General features: G+C 36.7%; 18 protein-coding genes and 1 tRNA gene. 12 read left to right on the forward strand and 7 right to left on the reverse strand.

The window, feature by feature from the left end; all coding sequences use genetic code 11:
• Positions 1 to 3: 3 nt before the first annotated feature.
• From JYB62_RS02670 to JYB62_RS02680, 3 genes are all read right to left on the reverse strand, one after another.
• On the reverse strand, positions 4 to 891 hold the full coding sequence (locus tag JYB62_RS02670) for a Ppx/GppA phosphatase family protein (protein ID WP_205643894.1): 888 nt from the start codon (positions 889 to 891) through the stop codon (positions 4 to 6).
• Between the two features lie 9 nt (positions 892 to 900).
• A complete protein-coding gene (locus tag JYB62_RS02675; protein ID WP_205643895.1) occupies positions 901 to 1110 on the reverse strand; it encodes a hypothetical protein in 210 nt (69 codons plus the stop codon).
• A 175-nt stretch (positions 1111 to 1285) separates the two neighbouring features.
• Positions 1286 to 1561, reverse strand: a complete 276-nt coding sequence (locus JYB62_RS02680) for a DUF202 domain-containing protein (protein WP_205643896.1) — start codon at positions 1559 to 1561, stop codon at positions 1286 to 1288.
• A gap of 48 nt (positions 1562 to 1609) precedes the next feature.
• On the opposite strand from JYB62_RS02680, the gene JYB62_RS02685 reads away from it, so the two are divergent.
• Positions 1610 to 2503: a DUF3078 domain-containing protein gene (locus JYB62_RS02685; protein WP_205643897.1), complete on the forward strand. Its 894-nt coding sequence runs from the start codon at positions 1610 to 1612 to the stop codon at positions 2501 to 2503.
• 673 nt (positions 2504 to 3176) lie between these two features.
• On the forward strand, positions 3177 to 3350 hold the full coding sequence (locus JYB62_RS20100; RefSeq protein ID WP_394369682.1) for a DUF7010 family protein: 174 nt from the start codon (positions 3177 to 3179) through the stop codon (positions 3348 to 3350).
• 864 nt (positions 3351 to 4214) lie between these two features.
• Here JYB62_RS20100 and JYB62_RS02690 read toward each other — a convergent pair.
• Together JYB62_RS02690 and sucC are read right to left on the reverse strand one after the other, a co-directional pair.
• Positions 4215 to 4288 (reverse strand) — tRNA-Arg (locus tag JYB62_RS02690).
• Positions 4289 to 4311: 23 nt separating this feature from the next.
• Positions 4312 to 5526, reverse strand: coding sequence for an ADP-forming succinate--CoA ligase subunit beta (sucC, locus tag JYB62_RS02695; protein WP_205643898.1), 1215 nt, complete (start codon positions 5524 to 5526; stop codon positions 4312 to 4314).
• A gap of 151 nt (positions 5527 to 5677) precedes the next feature.
• Here sucC and JYB62_RS02700 point away from each other — a divergent pair, with 151 nt between their 5' ends.
• The 8 genes from JYB62_RS02700 to JYB62_RS02735 all read left to right on the forward strand — a co-directional run bounded on the left by JYB62_RS02700 (position 5678) and on the right by JYB62_RS02735 (position 13887).
• On the forward strand, positions 5678 to 6328 hold the full coding sequence (locus JYB62_RS02700; protein WP_205643899.1) for an ABC transporter ATP-binding protein: 651 nt from the start codon (positions 5678 to 5680) through the stop codon (positions 6326 to 6328).
• Positions 6329 to 6522: 194 nt separating this feature from the next.
• Entirely contained in the window at positions 6523 to 7332 is an 810-nt protein-coding gene (locus JYB62_RS02705) for a DMT family transporter (RefSeq protein ID WP_205645397.1), read from the forward strand.
• Positions 7333 to 7390: 58 nt separating this feature from the next.
• Positions 7391 to 8881, forward strand: a complete 1491-nt coding sequence (locus tag JYB62_RS02710) for a nicotinate phosphoribosyltransferase (RefSeq protein WP_205643900.1) — start codon at positions 7391 to 7393, stop codon at positions 8879 to 8881.
• A complete protein-coding gene (pncA, locus tag JYB62_RS02715; protein WP_205643901.1) occupies positions 8871 to 9509 on the forward strand; it encodes a bifunctional nicotinamidase/pyrazinamidase in 639 nt (212 codons plus the stop codon). The genes JYB62_RS02710 and pncA overlap by 11 nt, the downstream gene beginning before the upstream one ends.
• Positions 9502 to 10020, forward strand: a complete 519-nt coding sequence (locus tag JYB62_RS02720) for an acyl-CoA thioesterase (RefSeq protein ID WP_205643902.1) — start codon at positions 9502 to 9504, stop codon at positions 10018 to 10020. Before pncA ends, JYB62_RS02720 begins: the two co-directional genes overlap by 8 nt.
• Before the next feature lie 373 nt (positions 10021 to 10393).
• Positions 10394 to 10978: a hypothetical protein gene (locus tag JYB62_RS02725; protein ID WP_205643903.1), complete on the forward strand. Its 585-nt coding sequence runs from the start codon at positions 10394 to 10396 to the stop codon at positions 10976 to 10978.
• Between the two features lie 1201 nt (positions 10979 to 12179).
• The gene (locus JYB62_RS02730; protein WP_205643904.1) at positions 12180 to 12767 is read left to right on the forward strand and encodes a hypothetical protein; all 588 of its coding nucleotides are present in this window, start codon (positions 12180 to 12182) and stop codon (positions 12765 to 12767) included.
• A 538-nt stretch (positions 12768 to 13305) separates the two neighbouring features.
• On the forward strand, positions 13306 to 13887 hold the full coding sequence (locus JYB62_RS02735; protein ID WP_205643905.1) for a T9SS type A sorting domain-containing protein: 582 nt from the start codon (positions 13306 to 13308) through the stop codon (positions 13885 to 13887).
• 33 nt (positions 13888 to 13920) lie between these two features.
• Here JYB62_RS02735 and JYB62_RS02740 read toward each other — a convergent pair whose 3' ends face one another.
• Together JYB62_RS02740 and JYB62_RS02745 are read right to left on the reverse strand one after the other, a co-directional pair.
• Positions 13921 to 15180 (reverse strand): ADP-ribosylglycohydrolase family protein, encoded by a 1260-nt coding sequence (locus tag JYB62_RS02740; RefSeq protein ID WP_205643906.1) that lies wholly within the window; start codon positions 15178 to 15180, stop codon positions 13921 to 13923.
• A gap of 1 nt (position 15181) precedes the next feature.
• On the reverse strand, positions 15182 to 16141 hold the full coding sequence (locus JYB62_RS02745) for a phosphotransferase (protein WP_205643907.1): 960 nt from the start codon (positions 16139 to 16141) through the stop codon (positions 15182 to 15184).
• A gap of 180 nt (positions 16142 to 16321) precedes the next feature.
• On the opposite strand from JYB62_RS02745, the gene JYB62_RS02750 reads away from it, so the two are divergent.
• Positions 16322 to 17479, forward strand: coding sequence for an acyl-CoA dehydrogenase family protein (locus JYB62_RS02750; RefSeq protein ID WP_205643908.1), 1158 nt, complete (start codon positions 16322 to 16324; stop codon positions 17477 to 17479).
• Between the two features lie 76 nt (positions 17480 to 17555).
• Entirely contained in the window at positions 17556 to 19238 is a 1683-nt protein-coding gene (locus tag JYB62_RS02755) for an AMP-binding protein (protein WP_205643909.1), read from the forward strand.
• The last annotated feature ends 93 nt before the right edge of the window (positions 19239 to 19331 follow it).

Below are 19331 nucleotides of genomic sequence, written 5' to 3' on the forward strand. Positions count from 1 at the left end.
CTGTTAAAGAGGCTTTTTCTTTTGATGCTTATCAAATAAAATCTGCATAATTCCATCTTTTAATCCCAAATCAGGGACAAGAATTTTAGTGGACTGGGCGGCATTCATGGCTCGTTGATAAATCTTTCCAGCAGGAATAATGACATCTGCTCTGTCTTGATTTAGATTCAATTTGTTGACCCGTTCTTCAAACGTCAGCGATTCGAGGTAATGAATGGTGTCTTTGATTTTTGAATACTCCAGGAATTTTCTGTTTTTCCGAGGACCAGTTAACTCAAAAATTTTATTAATGTTTCCACCTGTACCGATGGAAATAATATTGGATTTTTTCTCTATGTTTTTAGCGATGAAATTCTCCATCGACTTCCAAACAGGCTCTAATACTTTATCTTCCAGTGCTCTCACAGAACCTATTTGGAAGGATTTAGAAGCTATTTTTACTCGTTTATGATAAATATTGAGTTCGGTGCTCCCTCCTCCTACATCGATGTGTAAATAGGCTTTCTCATCGATTAGACTTTTGAGGGAATTATTGATTAGTTCCGCTTCTTTGTTGCCATCAATGATGTTGATTTTCAGTCCAATATCTTCCTTAACCTCCTCGACAATATCTTTCCCGTTGGAACTTTCCCGCATTGCTGAAGTGGCGCAAGCCATGTAATCATCTACCTCGTATAAATCTATCAGGATTTTGAAAGCTTTCATCAGTTTGATGAATTTCCTTCGGTTTAGGTCACTGATTTTTTGGGTGTGAAAAACATCTAGGCCCAATCGAAGTGGAAATCTTAAATATTCCAGTTTTTTGAAATTGTAAACACCCTCATAGTAGGTAACATTCGTAATTTGCAAACGAATTGCATTGGACCCAATATCTACAGCTGCGAATTTCAAAGTTCTTAATTATTTCTTTTTTGAGAATATCAATAAAACAACTCCAGTAGCAGCAACAATTCCACCAGCATACGAAGGCCAGTCAACTTTGTGTTGCTTTTCTGCATTGATTTGGATGGGGCCAGCATCTACTACCTTTTCTTTTGTTGTAAAACTGATGCTATTGCTAAAGAACATAAATGCTCCTGCAAGAATTAATACGATACCTAAAATTTTCATAATTAATTTTTAAAAAGATATTACAAGTTCTTTGCCAAGTGAGAAGTTGTTAAATGCTTTTCGATTTATTCACTATTTTTTGTTCAACATCTTGATGTAAACCTAGGTCAAAACCCTTCATAAAATGGGGTAGATGCTAACATTATGGCAAATGGAATGTTAGGATACTGGAGAATTACATGGTAAGATAATTTCCTTTTTTAAGTTTTGATTTAATCTTGAAAAAACTGATGATTCCAATGATTAAAATAACAATGCTCAATCCCATGGAGACATATCCTAAATCTTTAATATGTTTCAGCTTTTCAACTTCGAATAGAGCTACCCCACTTACCAAAAAATAAAGTGAAGTTCGGATAAAGGACAATAAGGTACGCTGGTTTGCCAGTGTCGTACGTTGTCGAGCCAAATAATCTCTAATAATAAGTTCTCTTTCAAAGTCATTTTCCATATTTGTATTATATTATTTAAAATTTATTTATTTCTAATCTTATAAATTATGAAAAGAATTTCTACACTTTTCCTTCTTCTTTTTCTAGCTGGGAATTTATTTGCTCAAACAGAATCAGAAATAATTCCTGCCGACACGAGTTATTGGCTTAAAGAAATAAGTGGCGGTTTAAACTTGAATCAAGGATCTTTTAGTAGCAATTGGCAAGGAGGGGGTGTAAACTCGATAGCGATTGGTACTTATTTGAATGGTCGGGCTAATTATGCCAAAGATAAATGGTCATGGGATAATACCATGGACTTCGCATATGGTATAGTAAAGAATAAAGATGAAGACGGTAGGAAGTCAACGGATAGAATTTATTTGGACTCAAAGGTAGGTTATAAAATAAATGATAAATGGAATTACTTTTTTGCGGTCAACTTTTTATCCCAATTTGCTCCAGGTTATGATTTTGGAGAAGATGACAAAACACTCATTTCAAAATTTTTAAATCCAGGCTATTTGACAACTTCTTTGGGATTTGAATACAAGCCCAATGATGAGTTTAGCTTGAGGATTTCCCCCTTAGCTCCAAGATGGACTTTTGTGACAGATATGGAGCTCCATAATAATGTGGAAAACAACTATGGAGTTGAAGTTGGAAAGAAAGTAAGGACTGAATGGTTGGCTTTTAACTTATTGGCTGATTGGAATAAAAAGTTGAGTGAGAACCTGACATTGAAAATGAGATACCAAATGTTTGCTAACTACGAAACTCTTGAATTTAAAACCATAGATCATCGATTGGATGTTGGTTTTGAGGCGAAAGTTTCCAACCTGATCAATGTGAGTTTGACCAGTTTAAGCATTTACGATATTGATCAAGACGATAAAATACAATTTAGCCAAGGGCTGGCATTGGGGATTTCTTTTAAGAGAGGAAACTTCCCTGAAGAGTAATAATATTTAACAAATTTTTATTTGGCATTTTGATTTAATTATAATTGTATTATTTTTGAATTCATTGTGGTAGTTAAATAATAGTTGGTTTAGTTTTCAAATAAAGGGCAGGAGATCTTCTCCTGCTTTTTTATTGCCCTAGGGCCAGTTTTTTGCTTTTTTGTACTGCCTCCATATTCTTCTTTAAATAATCCTATTTTTTTGTATGTCTCATTTATGAAGACAGTTCATTATATGGAAGATATAGGGATTCTTCCGAAGAAAAGCCCGGGATTTCAATGGTAACTTCTTGTTCTCTTTTCCATATGAACGATGAATGATAGAGGATTTGTATCTCATTTCAAGGAATTAAGAAAAATTTAAATCAAGAAAAATTAATTTAACACTAATTCTAGGGTTAAATAGCTGGAAGAAGTTGCATGATTTTCTAGACCCAATTTGTACGTATAATATCCAGGTGACAAAGGTGTTTCTCCTACATAATCGATGGGTTGGATGACCAATTCTTTTCTATCGGAATTTAGTTTTACATACCCTTACCTGTCTGCGGCGATTTTATGGTTACTAATTTCCTAATATATGGACTTTAGAATACTCTTCATTCAATAGGAGTGTTCTTACGTTTATGATTGGTGCAATTCTTCTTCCTCTTGCTTTTTGATTGTCAAAAATCTTGAAAACAAATTGGAAAGTAAAAGACAACCCTTTACAACCACTTGGACTTTGGATGAATTTTGCTCAACTTATTTATTTTCCATTCTTGATCTTTATCTTAATTAAGTACCCTGATTATTTTATTATGACTTATGCCATAATAAAAGGTGCCCATTTATTTCCCCATGCTTGATTTTATGATGAACTTGGTTATGCTGTTTGGTCTATATTAATTTCTCTTGGTTCCTTATTGATTACCCTAAAATCTGAAGCTGAAATAATTTAGGTTGTTCCATTTTATACCTCGATTATGCTATTTCTATTTGCGAGCTGGATTTTAATAAGAATCCGTAACCGAAAAGAAACGATAAAAAAACTGGATAATAGGAACAACCGGTTTAATTCAAATTCATTATGTATCCATGCTTAAGAGAATAACCATAAATGATTGCCAAAACCAAGTAATTGAAAGTATTTTGAAATCAAATCACACATAAACAAAAGGTGAAGAAAAAAAGATATATTTTTTTGGAGCTTTAATATTGACATTATGTACTATAGTTCTTTTGGTGACAGGCTCTTCTGTTCTTTCAATAGCATTGGTTAATGATCCATCAATTCCTTTTGGAACGCTGATAACTTGGTCGGGTATGATTTCTTTACCATTAACCATTTATTGGGGAATTGAAGAAATGAGAAAACCAACTGGAAAACTGAACAAAATTCTTTCTGGATTCCTAAAATTCATGATCATCAGTGGAATTCTTTGGGTACCAATCTCTTTTTTACTTGCGGGTAACCTTTCATTCACGTTTTCCGAGAAAGAAATATTTCAAGGAGGACAGCTTGCTATGCGATGGTTTTGGCGATTTAGTTATGGAATTGTGATCGGAATAATTCTTACTCTAATTATATATTGGCTATCTCTACTTTTCTATAAAAGGGGATAAAATGCCAACAACAGAATCTTGTCTGTCTAGTATGGGAAGTGAGTAATCTCTAATTACTGTAGTTTGCTAAAAAATAAGAAACCCCGAGTAATAACCCGGGGTTCTTGTACACGCGGAAGGATTCGAACCCTCAACCCTCGGAGCCGAAATCCGATATTCTATCCAGTTGAACTACGCGTGCCTGAAACTATTTTCAGTAAAATATTATCCTTGTAAAACCGCCTGAACTTTGTCAGCAGCTTCTTTCAATGTGATTGCAGAGGCAACTTTTAATCCTGATTCGTCAATGATTTTGGCACCTTCAACTGCGTTGGTTCCCTGAAGTCTAACGATAATTGGAACTCGGATATCACCGATTGATTTATATGCTTCCACAACACCATTCGCAATTCTATCGCATCTTACAATTCCCCCGAATACATTGATCAAAATCGCTTTTACATTAGGATCCTGAAGAATGATTCTGAAACCAGCTTCAACAGTGGTCGCATTAGCTCCTCCTCCTACATCTAGGAAGTTGGCAGGCTCTCCACCAGAAAGTTTGATCATATCCATGGTTGCCATTGCAAGACCAGCACCGTTCACCATACAACCCACGTTTCCGTCCAATTTCACATAGTTCAAACCGGATTTTCCAGCTTCAACTTCCAAAGGATCTTCTTCAGATAAATCTCTTAGCTCAGCAAGATCTTTATGTCTGTAAAGTGCGTTGTCATCCAAGTTTACTTTTGCATCTACCGCCAAGATCTTGTCATCAGAAGTTTTCAACACAGGGTTGATTTCAAACTGAGAAGAGTCAGTGGCTTCGTAAGCCTTGTAAAGAGCAGCAATGAATTTCACCATCTCTTTGAATGCATTACCGGTTAAACCTAGTTTGAAAGCTACTTTTCTTACTTGGAAACCTTGAAGACCTACTTTAGGGTCGATCCATTCTTTGATGATTTTTTCCGGGGAATTTTCAGCCACCTCTTCGATGTCCATTCCACCTTCTGTAGAAGCCATGATGACATTGCTTCCAGTTGCTCTATCCAATAAGATGGATAAATAATATTCTTTCGGTTCGGATGCTCCTGGGTAGTAAACATCTTCAGCAACTAGTACTTTGTTTACTAATTTACCTTCCGGTCCTGTCTGATGCGTCACCAAAGTCCCGCCCAGAATATTTTTAGCTTTTTCAGCTACATCTTCTAGTTTTTTGGCAAGAACCACACCGTTTGATCCAGTAGACTGGATTTTGCCTTTGCCTCGGCCACCGGCATGAATTTGAGCTTTGATCACATACCAGGAAGTTCCGGTCTGAGCATTTAGCTTAACTGCTGCTTCATGAGCTGCTTCTGGACTGTCGGCTATAATACCTTCCTGAATGCGAACTCCATAACCTTTTAATACTTCTTTAGCCTGATATTCGTGAATATTCATCCTATGAAAATTTTTGCCCGAAGTTAAGTCCTAAGAGCCGATAAATCAAACCTAGATTTGTCCTTTCTTCTCAAAAAATCCCGTTTATTACGAATTAATTGAGTATCTGGAAAAGATTTGTTCTAATTTTAAATTTGTAAAAAATCTTACTATGCTGAAAGCCAGTGGTATCCATAAGCACTATGGAAATCTACACGTATTAAAGGGAGTGGATGTAGAAATTTCATCTTCAGAAATAGTTTCTATTGTTGGATCTTCCGGAGCTGGAAAAAGTACCCTCTTACATATATTAGGAACCTTGGATAAACCGGAATCCGGGATTCTCACCATGGAAGATAAAGATTTGTTGAAATTGACCGGAGAAAATCTGGCCAAGTTCCGCAATCAGAAAATAGGCTTTATTTTTCAGTTCCATAATTTGTTGCCTGAATTTACAGCATCGGAAAACATCCAGATTCCAGGGATGATTAAAGGAGGGAACCCTGCGGCATTGGAAAAGCGGGCTGGGGAACTGGCAGAATTGCTAAGTATCAGTCACCGCCTGGACCATAAACCTTCCACGCTTTCAGGAGGGGAGCAGCAACGGATAGCAGTGGCCAGGGCATTAATCAATGATCCTGCAGTGGTGTTTGCAGATGAGCCTAGTGGGAATCTGGATACAGAAAATGCCAGAGCCCTACATTCCCTGTTCTTTACGCTGAGAGAGGAATTGGGGCAAGCTTTTGTAATTGTAACCCATAATGAAGAACTGGCAGGAATGGCTGACAGGAAATTAACCATGAAGGATGGCCTGATTATATAACTGTTCAAATGAGCTAATAGGGGTATTAAATATCAGGGGTTAATGAGGGCATTACGCAGTTGAATGAGAAGCAAAATTAAAAAGACTCATTAATTTAAATCCTTCCAATTTTCTTGAACTTTCTTCCGGTTTTTTACATTTGATCTTGATAACCACCAAATGAATTACTTGTGAAGATAAGCAGTGTCCAGTCCATGTTATTGGCTGGAGTTTTTTTTGCATTGATGAATGTGTCTGTCAAGTACATTCCTCATATTCCTGCGATAGAAATTATCTTGTTCAGGTCTCTCTTTAGTTTGGTGTTTAGCTTTACCATGTTAAGAAGGCAGCATGTACCTGTTTTTGGAAATAATAAAAAGCTTTTGGTACTGAGAGGGGTGGTAGGTTCTGTAGGATTGATTTCCTTCTTCTATACCCTCCAAAAAATACCCTTGGCGAGTGCGGTTACCTTGCAATACCTTTCTCCTATTCTGACAACTATACTTGGAATCTTTTTGGTTAAAGAAAAGGTGAAGCCTATTCAGTTTCTCTTTTTTGCCATTTCATTTGTTGGAGTGGTTATGGTGCAGGGGTTTGATACGCGGGTAAACCTGCTTTATGCAAGTATAGGATTCATCTCTGCCTTGTTTTCTGGATTGGCTTACAATGTGATCCGGAAATTGAAAAATACCGAACACCCCTTGGTTATTATCTTTTACTTCCCTTTAGTCACCCTTCCAATCGCTTGTGTCGTCAGTTTCTTTACTTGGGTGCAACCGGAAGGTTGGGACTGGGCCATTTTGTTATGGATAGGAATCTGTACACAGACGGCTCAATATTTTATGACCGTTGCTTACCAAAATGCCAACGTTTCTAGGATTTCTAGTTTGAGTTATTTGGGCGTTTTTTATGCATTAATCTTCGGATTCTTCTTCTTTGGAGAAGCATATACTTTGATGGCTTATGTGGGAATGGGCTTGTTGCTATTAGGGGTCATTCTGAATTATCGGGTTAAAAATGCATAGAAAGAAAAGTTTGTTGAAGTACGCATCCATAGTACCTTTATAGGCTAGCAATTCTTTTATGAAAATCACTAAAGATCTTTATCAGGGCTCTTTGGCCTTATTAACCGATTTCTATCAACTGACCATGGCTTATGCCTATTGGAAATCAGGTAAAGCAGAGCAGGAAGCCGTATTCAATTTGTTTTTTAGAAAGCATCCATTTCAAGGTGGTTTTACCTTAGCTGCCGGCTTGGATTATGTGGTGGATTATTGTAAAAACTTCAAATTTGGTTCGGAGGATATCCAATATTTATCCTCCATGAAAAATGAAGAAGGTGAAAATCTTTTTGATCCGGAATTTCTCAAGTACCTATCCAAGATGAAGTTTAGCTGCGATATAGATGCAGTGGAAGAAGGAACCGTGGTTTTTCCAAATGCGCCGATGATTCGAGTGAAAGGGCCATTGATTCAATGTCAGCTATTGGAAACTCCTTTATTAAATATTTTCAACTTTCAGACCTTGATTGCCACCAAAGCAGCAAGAATTAATTTAGCAGCCAAGGGGGAGCCAGTGTTGGAATTTGGACTCAGACGTGCCCAAGGTATTGATGGGGCATTAGCGGCTTCTAGAGCATCTTATATTGGTGGTTGTAGCTCCACCAGCAATGTGATGGCAGGTAAACTTTTTGGAATTCCGGTATCAGGCACTCATGCACATAGTTGGATCATGTCCTTCGAAACTGAAATGGAGGCTTTTGAGGCTTATGCGGATGCTTTTCCCGATCGTTGTATTTTTTTGGTAGACACCTATGATACCATCACAGGAGTAAAGAATGCCATTAAAGTAGGTCAATCCCTTAGAAAGAAAGGGAAAGAAATGTTGGGAATACGTATTGATTCCGGAGATTTGGCCTATTACAGCAACAAAGCTAGGGAAATGCTGGATGAGGCTGGTTTTCCGGATGCGAAAATCGTGGCCTCTAACGATTTAGATGAACATATCATCACCTCCTTGAAAGGTCAAGAAGCATCGATTAATGTCTGGGGAGTAGGGACGAAGTTGGTGACTGCCTTTGATCAACCGGCTTTGGGTGCAGTGTATAAACTTTCTGCCATTCGAATTGAGAATGGAACCTATGTTCCAAAAATAAAAATCTCTCAGCAGTCTTTGAAAATCAACATTCCAGGTGTGCATAATGTAAAACGGTACTACTCTAAAGGAAAGGCTGTAGCAGATATGATTTATCTGGAGGATCAGGAAATCAATCCCAAAGGTTTGGTGATTATTGATCCAATTGATAGTACTAGAAGAAAAAGGATCATGCCATATTTTTACCAGGAGGAGGAGTTACTTCAGCCCATCTTTAGAGGAGGGAAGCAAGTGTACAAATCCCCAAATCTGGAGAGCATTCGAAAAAGAGCAAAGGAACAATTAGATTCATTTGATAAAACCCATAAACGAATGGTCAATCCACATCTGTACCCTGTAGGTTTAGAGGAGAATTTGCACCATTTGAGGACAGATTTGGTTTTAAAAGCACAACAATTAGATCCTAAAGATGAAAAGTAAAGAAGAAGCCTTACTCATAGTGGATGTTCAGAATGATTTTTTACCTGGAGGAGCATTGGCGGTAAAAGAGGGTGATCAGATCATTCCGGTCATCAATTCACTTCAGGAACATTTTCAATTTATTGTGGCTACTCAGGATTTTCATCCTGTAAACCATGGCAGTTTTGCTTCAAATCACCCTGGTAAAAAAGTGGGAGAGTTTGTAGGATTAGGTGGCTTAGATCAAATTTTATGGCCAGATCACTGTGTTCAGGGAACTTTTGGAGCTTCATTTCATCCGAACTTGAACAAGGAAAAATGGAAGGCCATATTTCAAAAAGGTAAAAACCCGGAAGTGGATTCCTATTCAGGTTTTTATGATAATGCCAGGAAGGGAGATACTGGATTAGGGCAATACCTAAAGGATCGAGGAATTAAAAAAGTTTATATCGCAGGACTCGCTTTGGATTACTGTGTGAAATTTACGGCTTTAGATGCACATGGGTTGGGGTTTGAAACCTATTTGATTGTGGATGCTACCCGGGCTGTAAATGTGGACCCAATGGATGGTGATTTTGCCATTGAAGAGTTGGTTGGGTTGGGAATTAGATTAATTAATAGCCAAGAAATACTAAAAAATCATGTTTGAATACGATCCAGAAAAACATTATCCCTCTGAAACAGAAAGCCGAGTTGTAATTCGATTTCAGGACTGTGATCCATTAAGGCATTTGAATAATGCGAAGTACTTTGACTATTTCTTCAATGCCAGAGAAGACCAAGTACCTAAACTATATGGGTTGGAGGTGATGGACTTAATAAGGAAATATAAAGCAGCATGGGTGGTTTATAACCATAATATCAGTTATGTCAAGCCTGCCATGGTAGGGGAATGGGTGCGTATCATGAGTAGGATCATCTGGCACAATCAAAATACAATTGTCATTGAATATTACATGACAGATGATAGTAAAAAGCAATTAAAAACATTGCTTTGGACTACCATGCGCTATGTTACCCTGGCGGAAGGAAAGTCTACGGATCATGAAGGAGCAGTGGCTGATTTTCTGAAAGCTACCTCTGGAAACTTGGATATTTCTACCTTAAATATTAAGGATAGAGTTAAATTTTTGAATACTCAAATGAAAAATAGTAATTGATAAAAGTCAAAAATCTGTGTCTCAGCGAACAAAGCCTGTTCGTAAGCGTACAGGTTTTTTATTTTTAAGGGTTTTGTAATCAAGTGGTTATAGAAAAAATAAAAATTATTTTTTCATAAAAAATATCATAAAGTGTAACCCCGATTTTTCGCAATTCTGTACAAATATGTCCGCATGTATGACAATCGAACAAGAAATTGTTTCAAAACTGTGCGAATTTGTTCGGTTTAATGTCGTTACATCAAAATAATATTTTGTAGAAATTAAAATAAATTAAGAATAAGATTGTTTGAAATCGTTAGGTTTGGCAGGTTAAACATGTTTTGGTATGGGCTTGGCATCATAAAAAGCACAACACTAAACCAACACTGTTATGAAAACCCTATTCACTTTAGCTATGGCAGGCGCCCTTTCTTTTAGCGCTTTAGCCAACGCAGACGACGATTTAAGAGAATTGTCTGACGTAAATTCAAAATTCAAAAAAATCAATGTATTACTTAAAGAAGGTGTAGGTGATGCCAAAATTGCCATCATTGACATGAATGGTCATAAACTTCACCAAAGAAAGGTGCATGTAAAAAATGACGACCTCATGGTCCCTTATAATCTGGATGAATTGCCTTGTGGAGAATACCAGGTACGAATTTCTACTGACGACGAGGAAGTAGTGTACACGGTAGAAACAAAGGAAAGACCTATTCCTACTGAAGAATTGCCCTTAATGGCATATGGGAAACTATTAGATGATGATACGATCAATTTGGCTGTCATAGGACTTACCGAACCAGGTGTGGAAGTAAAAGTGAAAACCGAAAAAGAAGGAAGTGTAATCTTTGAAGAGTATATTGACCAAGCGGAAGGTTTCAAAAAAGATTTTACTTTCAATGGGATTGACCCAAAGGATATTTACCTAGAATTGACTGACGCCTTAGGAAGAACTAGAATCATTCATTTTTAGGCTTTCAAACCTAGTTTAGTTGAAGAAAGAGCTTTAGCCTGCAGGTTAAAGCTTTTTTTATGCATTATTTTGTTCTAGAATAAGTTGACAACAAATCGACTCATCATGGAAAATTGAAATATTGATCCTAAAAAACGAAATCAGCATAATTATAACCTGGGCTTTAAATCATCACTTTTTTCCAAGTGAATTAAGACTAGTTGACTTTTATGTAAGCCTAGAGATTATATATGATTCAAGGGAATTCAACACTTTAGGTTTCAATAACTTTGTAGTTTGGATTATCTCAATTTATTCATTTTATAAGCCTCGAAAGAAGAAAAAAATAATAGTCCGATATTAAACTTTTGATATCCTTGAAACCGGTGAAGATGCCACGTTAAGACCCTCCAAAATTGTATGATTTATTGAGAGACCAATTCAGTAAGATGGAGTTGAAAAAAGGTGTTGACAGACTTTCTGCCTATCTAAGTGATGAAAGTATGTAGATTCAACTTTTTATCAGATTCACGAAGATTACTCATTCATAGCATTGGTGGAGAAGCATCCAAATTTGTCAAAAGATTTCAAACTAATCTGAATTGATTAAATCTTATCAATTTTTTCAAGTTTTTGCCAATTAAAGAATGGGAGGAATTAGAAACTCAGCTTTTTTATTTGAATCCACTATTTGAATCCGCTGTCCTTGATTTATATATAAAGTGAATTATTACTGTACTTAATACTATTTGATTAGATAAAGCCTCAAATAAGAAGGTAGGGTCGAGATTTGGTTTAACCTAGCTCGAATTCTTCTGAAAGAATCAAAAAAGAAAAGAAGATGAGACAATAACTTGTCCGAAAACTTGAATGCTATCGGACGAAATATGTACAAAACCGTACAGTATATTTTTGGTATCAGAAATTAAAAAATGATTTAGTAGAATTTCCGAAATTAAATTTTCTTAACAAGTATATTTTTATGTAACCCTGAAATTCCGAAAAAATCAAAAAACATGTCCGCTTGTAAGACAGTCGAACAGTAAAGTGAATTGGAAGTGGACAGATTTTGTTAAAAAATCATGAATTTTTCAAAATTAAATTTTGATAAACTGTTAAAAAAGTAAAATAAAAGAAGAATCCTTACATGTGGATTTGGTACAAGTTATTGGTTTGGTACGAGCTTCGCAATAAAGAAAGCACAACACTAAACCAACAAGTTATGAAAACCTTATTCACATTCGCAATGGCTAGCGCCTTATCTTTTAGCGCATTGGCAGCAGACGCAAACGAAGATTTAAAAGACCTTTCAGCTGTAAACACCAACTATAAAAAGATCAATGTTACTTTAAAAGAGGGGGTTGGAAATGCAAAAATCACTATCCTTAACCAACAGGGAAAAAGCCTGAATCAAAAGAGGGTTCATGTAAAAGATGAAAGTATCATGGTTCCTTACAATATGAAAAATTTACCGGCAGGTGAGTACCAAATTAAAATTGTAACGGATGAGGATGAAGTGATCTATTCTGTAAATACTACCGATTCGCCGATTCCTGTAGAAGACCTTCCTTTAATGGCCTATGGAAAAGTTGTAGACGAAAATACAGTAAGTCTTGCTGTAGTAGGATTGACAGAGCCAGGAGTAGAGGTGAAAGTATATTCCTCTGAAAGTGGTAAAGTCATCTATGAGGAAACTATTGACCAAGCAGATGGATTCAGAAAAGACTTCTCCTTTAAAGGAATGAATTCTGAAGAAGTATATCTTAAAGTAAAAGACAACTTAGGAAGAACAAGAACCATTTTCTTCTAGTATTAAGCCAACTTATTAGAAGTAAGCCTTGATCGTGTGATCAAGGCTTTTTTTTGTTTAAAAATTAAAACCATCAATTAATTTGTGTCAATTCAAAAAGCATGAAAATAATCAAAAACAAAGAGTGTTTAAAAAAATGACATTGAGATTGGAAAGTCCAGTTTTGATGGATTGATAATAGTATTTAGTAAAAATGAATCCTAGTGAACAAAGATGTGCAAATGCGTACAGGTTATTCAATCGTCAATCAATTCACTCTTATTTTTATTAATTTTTTTGTCTTAAAAAAATATAAAATAAGCGATAAACTGTAACCTATGAATTTCCAAAACACACTGGAAATCGTTCGGTTTTATGACAGTATACCTCTATTTAGTATGTTTTTCATCAAGTTTGACTGATTTTATCAATAGGACTCCAAATAATATTCTGTTTTACTGTTGAAGGGTGGATTCCCTTTCTCATTGAAATTTCAGGAAGATTTAAACTTGGTACAGCGTTGGTAAAAAGATAAGCATATATCTAAACCAACATTATTATGAAAACTATTTTAGCATTAGCAATGGCCAGCGTAATTTCTTTTAGCGCTCTTGCTGCAGTTGAAGACTTAAGAGAATTGTCAGGAGTAAGTTCCACATTCAAGAAAATCAATGTCACTCTAAAAAGTGAAGTAGGGGATGCCAAAATTTCCATCATGGATGAGTCAGGAAAAAAATTGGCAGATAGAAAAGTTCATTTGAAAAACACAGATGTAGTGGTTCCATTCAACCTGAATAGTCTTCCAGAAGGAGACTACTTGGTGAAAATTGAGACCAATGAAGAAGAAGTCATTTATGAAGTAGAAACCATAGATAGACCGATCCCCACGAATCAACTTCCTTTGATGGCTTATGGAAAAGCAATAGATGACAATACAATCAATCTTTCTGTGATTGGTTTAACTAAGCCAGGAGTAAAAGTTGAAATTCATTCTGCATCATCAGGCGAGTTGATTCATGAAGAATTCATCAATCAGCCCGAGGCATTCAAACAAGATTTCTATTTAAAAAACCTCAAAGCAGATGAGGTTTATTTGGAATTGACGGACGCATTGGGAAGAAGTAGAACCCTATTTTTCTAAATTATTCAAATATCACAGTAAAAAGCTCCCGAATTAATTCGGGAGCTTTTTGTTTTGACCGAGATGTACGGTTAATTTCTTTGCCAGTTCTTTTAAATCAATGCCCAGTAATTCTTTGCTTACTTGGATAACTTTTTCTTTGGAGGAAGTTGGTAGCCTATCAAATCCATAAAAAGCACCTAATATACCTCCTGCCACTGCTGCGGTGGTATCATTATCTCTCCCATAATTCACCAAAAAAACCAGTGTTCCCTGAAAATCAAAGTCAGCATACAACATGGCTGTCAATAATTGTAGGTAGATTTCACCTGCATGAAAAGGCATATCCTGTTGTCTCTGGTCTAGTTCTGCAAAAGCATATTTTAATCCTTCGCTTTTTGGGTTGAGTCTAAATTCCGTGCTATCTAATTCCAAGGATTTGTGATGAATTCTGAGAGCATCCACCAAAATCCGCTGTGCAGTCCTTCCTACCAATCTACTTTCATAATACCCTTTGGGGTCTATCCTTAAAGAAGATAAAATATCTTCTTTGGTAGCTCCCTGCTTCATTCCAGCAGCTGTCATTGCAGCGGCTAAAGAGGATAAGTCTCTCGCATATCCTATATCATAGATAGAAAGCTTGAAAGCTTCTTGATAAGCTTTTTCTGGGTTGGCAGGAAAAACAGCACCAATAGCCGGGGCATACAATAAGCCTGCACAAACCATTTCTCCTCCATAAAACCTGCTTAAGGAATCAGCATACCCGTCCACATTTCCTTCGATATAAGGTTGACTAACTTTTGCCCATTCTTGGAGCCAAGTAAGTTTGAGAGTAGCACCTTCGATTTCGGAAGGATTTACCCCTTTGATGGATTTCAATTCCTTCACATAATCAGAATATTGGTCAAATATATACTGTGCAAACTCAGTAGAATTTAAGGATTGTGGATCTTGACTGAGCAAGTAATTTACTGTCAGTTCTTTCCATCGAGTGTCATCGGTGGTTCCTCCGGCAGGTAAATTCGGAAGCCAAGTTCCTTCTGGAGAAACTTCTCTGATCATAGAGTCCAGCTGTTCCACAAAGCCATATTGCAGATCAATATCTTCTCTTGACCACATTTCTGTAGGGGCACCCATCGCATCGCCAATTGCAGATCCCACTAGCATTCCAAGAATTTTATCTTCTAATTCTTCATTGGAAAGCCCTGGATCAACATAATTGTACTCTTCTTCTTTAGCTATTTCTTCTTTTTTCTCTGAGTTACAGGCAAAAAAAAGCAGGAGGAAAATACATAAAATTGGAAGGTGTTTCATACTAGGATAGAATCAATTGTTCTGCTTTTTCCATTAAGCTTTCTTTTTGTTCCAGGGTCATATTGAGAGGCAATTGAGCAATCCCTATTAAACGCCTCAATAGCTCTACACCCTGATATTGATTTAATAAACCTGGAGAAAGGGGAAGGGTATAAGTCTGAAGAATTTTTGTTTTGACCTCCTCGGGCTGTTGTCCTAAATCCAAATGAGCAAATAAAACTCCTAAATCAAATTCAGGGTCTCCCAGAAATGCGAATTCTGGGTCTATGACTTTTAAACCTTTCCCGGTCTTTAGCCAGCTTCCTGGGTAAAAATCCCCATGCAAAAGGGTTTCTCCTTGTTTTAAATATCTTTTTCCAAGTTCCTCTATTTTTCTTTTTAATGGGATGTTGGTTTTATATTTCAAGCTTATTTCTTGAAGCCCATATTGTATAGAGTCTAAATCGAATCCATTCTCAATCTGAAAAGGGAAGCTAAAAATATGCTCATGGTTCAGTTTTTTCATCAAGCTATTATCTGGGAATTCTTTGGGCTCTAAGTCATGAAGGGCAATTAGGTAGTCACAGAGATCATTTACATCGGTCGTGCCTAAATAGAAATCTCCGCTATATATTCCTATAAAATCACTTCCTTTTCCTAAATCTTCGGTAATCAATAAATGTTGTTCTGGAATAAATTTTAAAACCTGTGGTGAATAATTTCTCAATGTAGAACTCTTACTAATTGCTTTAAAAAATTCATGTTCCACATATATTCTTTCTATAGGTGCTGGAATCTGTGGGAATTTGTTTACATAAGGTTTCGATTGTTTGATAATCACAGAACGCATATTGGTGCTTACTCTAACTACTACATTCATATTACTCTCTCCAGCTGATTCAGATTTTAGAATTTTTTCATCTGCCTTCCAAAAAGGGATGTTAGATATTTCTTCCAAACTGGTATTTTCTTCCAGATTCATGCTTCAGTTTTTAATGATTATCAAGTAATAAACTTATGCACCCAAACATAAGTTTAGATGATGGATAATGAGTACAAATTAGGAAAGATTCATCATTGTGTCGCATCCTATACAATTTTGGACTTGCCCACATCCAAAAATCCTTATTTTTGGTAAAGAGTTAAAATATAAACCCTATATATGTTTGGATTACCAAGAACCCTATTTACGGAAGAACACGAACTTTTTCGCCAAAGTGTTCGAGATTTTATAGCCAAAGAAATAACTCCCTATAATATGGAATGGGAGAAAAATCAAATGGTATCAAGAGAGTCCTGGAAGAAGTTTGGAGAAAATGGATTTCTAGGAATGCAAGCTCCAGAATCTCTGGGGGGAATGAATATTCAGGATTTTAGATTTAATGCCATTTTAGTGGAAGAGCTTGGTCTCAGTGGATGTTCGGGGCCTGCCATAGGTTATCCTCTACATAGTGATATTGTGATGCCCTATATTTTACATTTTGGGACAGAAGAAGTAATGAATAAATATATTCCAAAAATGATTTCTGGGGATTTTATAGGGGCTGTGGCAATGACAGAACCTGGAGCAGGCAGTGATCTTCAAGGAATTCAGACCAGAGCAGAAGATAAAGGGGATTATTATTTAGTTAATGGATCCAAAACCTTTATCACCAATGGATTCTTATGCGATGTAGTCGTAGTAGCCGTAAAAACTGATCCAACTAAAGGTGCAAAAGGAATCAGCCTCATTGTGATCGATAAGGATATGCCAGGTTTTACAAAAGGGAAACCATTTGATAAGGTGGGTTTACATGCCCAAGATACCTGCGAGTTATTCTTTGAAGATGTGAAAGTGCCCAAGGAAAATTTGCTGGGTAAAGAAGGGGAAGGATTTAAATACCTGATGATCGAGCTAGCCCAAGAGCGCCTTGTGGTCGCTTTGGCAGCCGTGGCATTAGGTGAGTATATGCTAACTTCTACGATTGACTATGTCAAAACTAGAAAAGCATTCAATAAGTCAATTTCTGAATTTCAAAATACAAGATTCAAATTGGCGGAAATGACAGCTGCTTTAGAGCAGGGCAGAATTTATTGTGACTATTTAGTTCAATTGCATAATGATGGGAAACTTGATTCAGCAATGGCTTCTGCCGCAAAATATAATATGACAGAACTACAGTGTAAGGTAGCAGACGAATGCGTACAATTACATGGAGGCTATGGATATATGTGGGAATATGGAGTAGCAAGAGCTTATGCAGATGCCAGAGTACAAAGAATATATGCTGGTACCAATGAGATCATGAAAGAATTGATCGCAAGAAAAATTTTGAAATAGTTATAGATTTTAATTGTTGAAAGACAATAAATTTTAGTAATTCCAGAATAAATTTAGATACCCAAAATACATCGAAATGAAGGATTACCCATGGTTTAAACACTACCCTGAATCGGTAGATAAAATTGTAGATTGTGAAGCCTATGAAAGTGTTCCAGAGCTATTTGAGGAATGTGTAAAATCATATGGCCCAACCATTGCCTATGAATGTATGGGGAAAACTCTTTCATTTAATGAATTAGAAAAATATTCTTCCTACTTCGCCAATTACCTGATTCACGTATTGAAGTTGGAAAAAGGTGCTAGAATTGCCATTCAAATGCCTAATTGTCTCCAATATCCGGTGGTGATGTTTGGAGCATTAAGAGCTGGAATGATCGTTGTCAATACAAACCCATTGTATACCGCTGCGGAGATGAAGCATCAATTCAACGATGCGGGAGCAGATGTCGTGGTAATCCTAGCCAATTTTGCCTTTAATCTGGAGAAAATTAGGAATGAAATACATGCAAAGAGAATAATAGTAACAGAGCTAGGAGATATGCTTGGACTTCTCAAAGGTACATTAGTGAATTTAGTGGTCAAGCATGTAAAAAAAATGGTGCCTAGTTATTCATTGCCAGGAGCTGACTCCCTAAAATTTGCTTTGGATCAGGGTGCTGAATATGAATTTAGAAGCACAAAGATCAGTTTAAATGAAACTGCATTTTTGCAATATACTGGAGGAACGACAGGAGTTTCCAAAGGAGCTGAATTGACTCATGGGAATATTATCGCCAATATGCAGCAGATTTCAGCTTGGATGAAGCCTAAATTGAAAGCGAGGGAAGAAATTGTAATCACTGCATTGCCTTTGTATCATATTTTTGCGCTGACAGTAAACTGCTTGGCAATGCTCAAGATTGGGGCGCACAATGTATTGATTACGAATCCAAGGGATATGCCTGCATTTTGTAAGGAGTTGTCCAAACATAAATTCACTGTCTTTACCGGGGTTAATACATTATTTAATGGCTTATTGAACCAAGAGTCATTTAGAAAGCTTGATTTTTCCGGTCTGAAAATCTCTGTTGGCGGAGGTATGGCTGTTCAAAAGTCTACTGCTGAGCGATGGAAAGAAGTGACAGGAACTCCATTGGCAGAAGGCTATGGCTTGACAGAAACTTCACCAGTAGCCTCTTGTAACCCCATTGATGGGACGGAGCGTAATGGGACAATAGGTATTCCCCTTCCAAATACAGAATTAAAAGTGATGGATGACGATGGAAAGGAATTAAAAGTAGGTGAGCGAGGAGAAATTTGCATCAAAGGCCCTCAAGTGATGAAAGGATACTGGAATAGACCAAAGGAAACCGCTGAGGTTATGCGAGGAGAGTGGTTTAAGTCAGGCGATATTGGAATCATGGATGAAGATGGCTTTTTTAAAATAGTGGATCGTAAGAAAGAAATGATTTTAGTCTCTGGTTTCAACGTTTATCCAAATGAAGTGGAAGATGTAATAGCTTCATGCCCAGGGGTCCTTGAAGTTGGGGTGATCGGAATGCCTGACCCGAAGTCTACTGAAAAAGTGGTTGCTTTTATTGTTCCTAATGATAAATCCTTAACCGAGGAGGCGGTAAAAGGCCATTGTCATGAATCGTTGACCAATTACAAATGTCCAAAAGAAGTGTATTTCACCGATGAACTACCTAAATCCAACGTGGGGAAAATTCTGAGGAGGAAAATCAAGGAGGCTCATTTAGAGAGTCTGGGGAAATAAAATTGAAAATTTAAATATCAATTGAATTTATCTAGCCCATTTGTAAGAAATGGGCTTTTTAATGTCCAGTAGCGTTTCATTTAGTTCAATCGT

The sequence above is a fragment of the Algoriphagus lutimaris genome, from assembly GCF_017051705.1.
GTDB lineage: Bacteria > Bacteroidota > Bacteroidia > Cytophagales > Cyclobacteriaceae > Algoriphagus > Algoriphagus lutimaris.

Bases quoted from the DNA above. Each gene is read 5' to 3' on its own strand.
- JYB62_RS02675 (WP_205643895.1), bottom strand. From the start codon at position 1,110: ATGAAAATTTTAGGTATCGTATTAATTCTTGCAGGAGCATTTATGTTC.
- JYB62_RS02755 (WP_205643909.1), top strand. From the start codon at position 17,556: ATGAAGGATTACCCATGGTTTAAACACTACCCTGAATCGGTAGATAAA.
- JYB62_RS02725 (WP_205643903.1), top strand. From the start codon at position 10,394: ATGAAAACCCTATTCACTTTAGCTATGGCAGGCGCCCTTTCTTTTAGC.
- JYB62_RS02735 (WP_205643905.1), top strand. From the start codon at position 13,306: ATGAAAACTATTTTAGCATTAGCAATGGCCAGCGTAATTTCTTTTAGC.
- JYB62_RS02685 (WP_205643897.1), top strand. From the start codon at position 1,610: ATGAAAAGAATTTCTACACTTTTCCTTCTTCTTTTTCTAGCTGGGAAT.
- JYB62_RS02730 (WP_205643904.1), top strand. From the start codon at position 12,180: ATGAAAACCTTATTCACATTCGCAATGGCTAGCGCCTTATCTTTTAGC.
- JYB62_RS02720 (WP_205643902.1), top strand. From the start codon at position 9,502: ATGTTTGAATACGATCCAGAAAAACATTATCCCTCTGAAACAGAAAGC.
- JYB62_RS02745 (WP_205643907.1), bottom strand. From the start codon at position 16,141: ATGAATCTGGAAGAAAATACCAGTTTGGAAGAAATATCTAACATCCCT.
- JYB62_RS02710 (WP_205643900.1), top strand. From the start codon at position 7,391: ATGAAAATCACTAAAGATCTTTATCAGGGCTCTTTGGCCTTATTAACC.
- JYB62_RS02740 (WP_205643906.1), bottom strand. From the start codon at position 15,180: ATGAAACACCTTCCAATTTTATGTATTTTCCTCCTGCTTTTTTTTGCC.
- JYB62_RS02680 (WP_205643896.1), bottom strand. From the start codon at position 1,561: ATGGAAAATGACTTTGAAAGAGAACTTATTATTAGAGATTATTTGGCT.
- JYB62_RS02705 (WP_205645397.1), top strand. From the start codon at position 6,523: ATGTTATTGGCTGGAGTTTTTTTTGCATTGATGAATGTGTCTGTCAAG.
- JYB62_RS02750 (WP_205643908.1), top strand. From the start codon at position 16,322: ATGTTTGGATTACCAAGAACCCTATTTACGGAAGAACACGAACTTTTT.
- JYB62_RS02700 (WP_205643899.1), top strand. From the start codon at position 5,678: ATGCTGAAAGCCAGTGGTATCCATAAGCACTATGGAAATCTACACGTA.
- pncA (WP_205643901.1), top strand. From the start codon at position 8,871: ATGAAAAGTAAAGAAGAAGCCTTACTCATAGTGGATGTTCAGAATGAT.
- sucC (WP_205643898.1), bottom strand. From the start codon at position 5,526: ATGAATATTCACGAATATCAGGCTAAAGAAGTATTAAAAGGTTATGGA.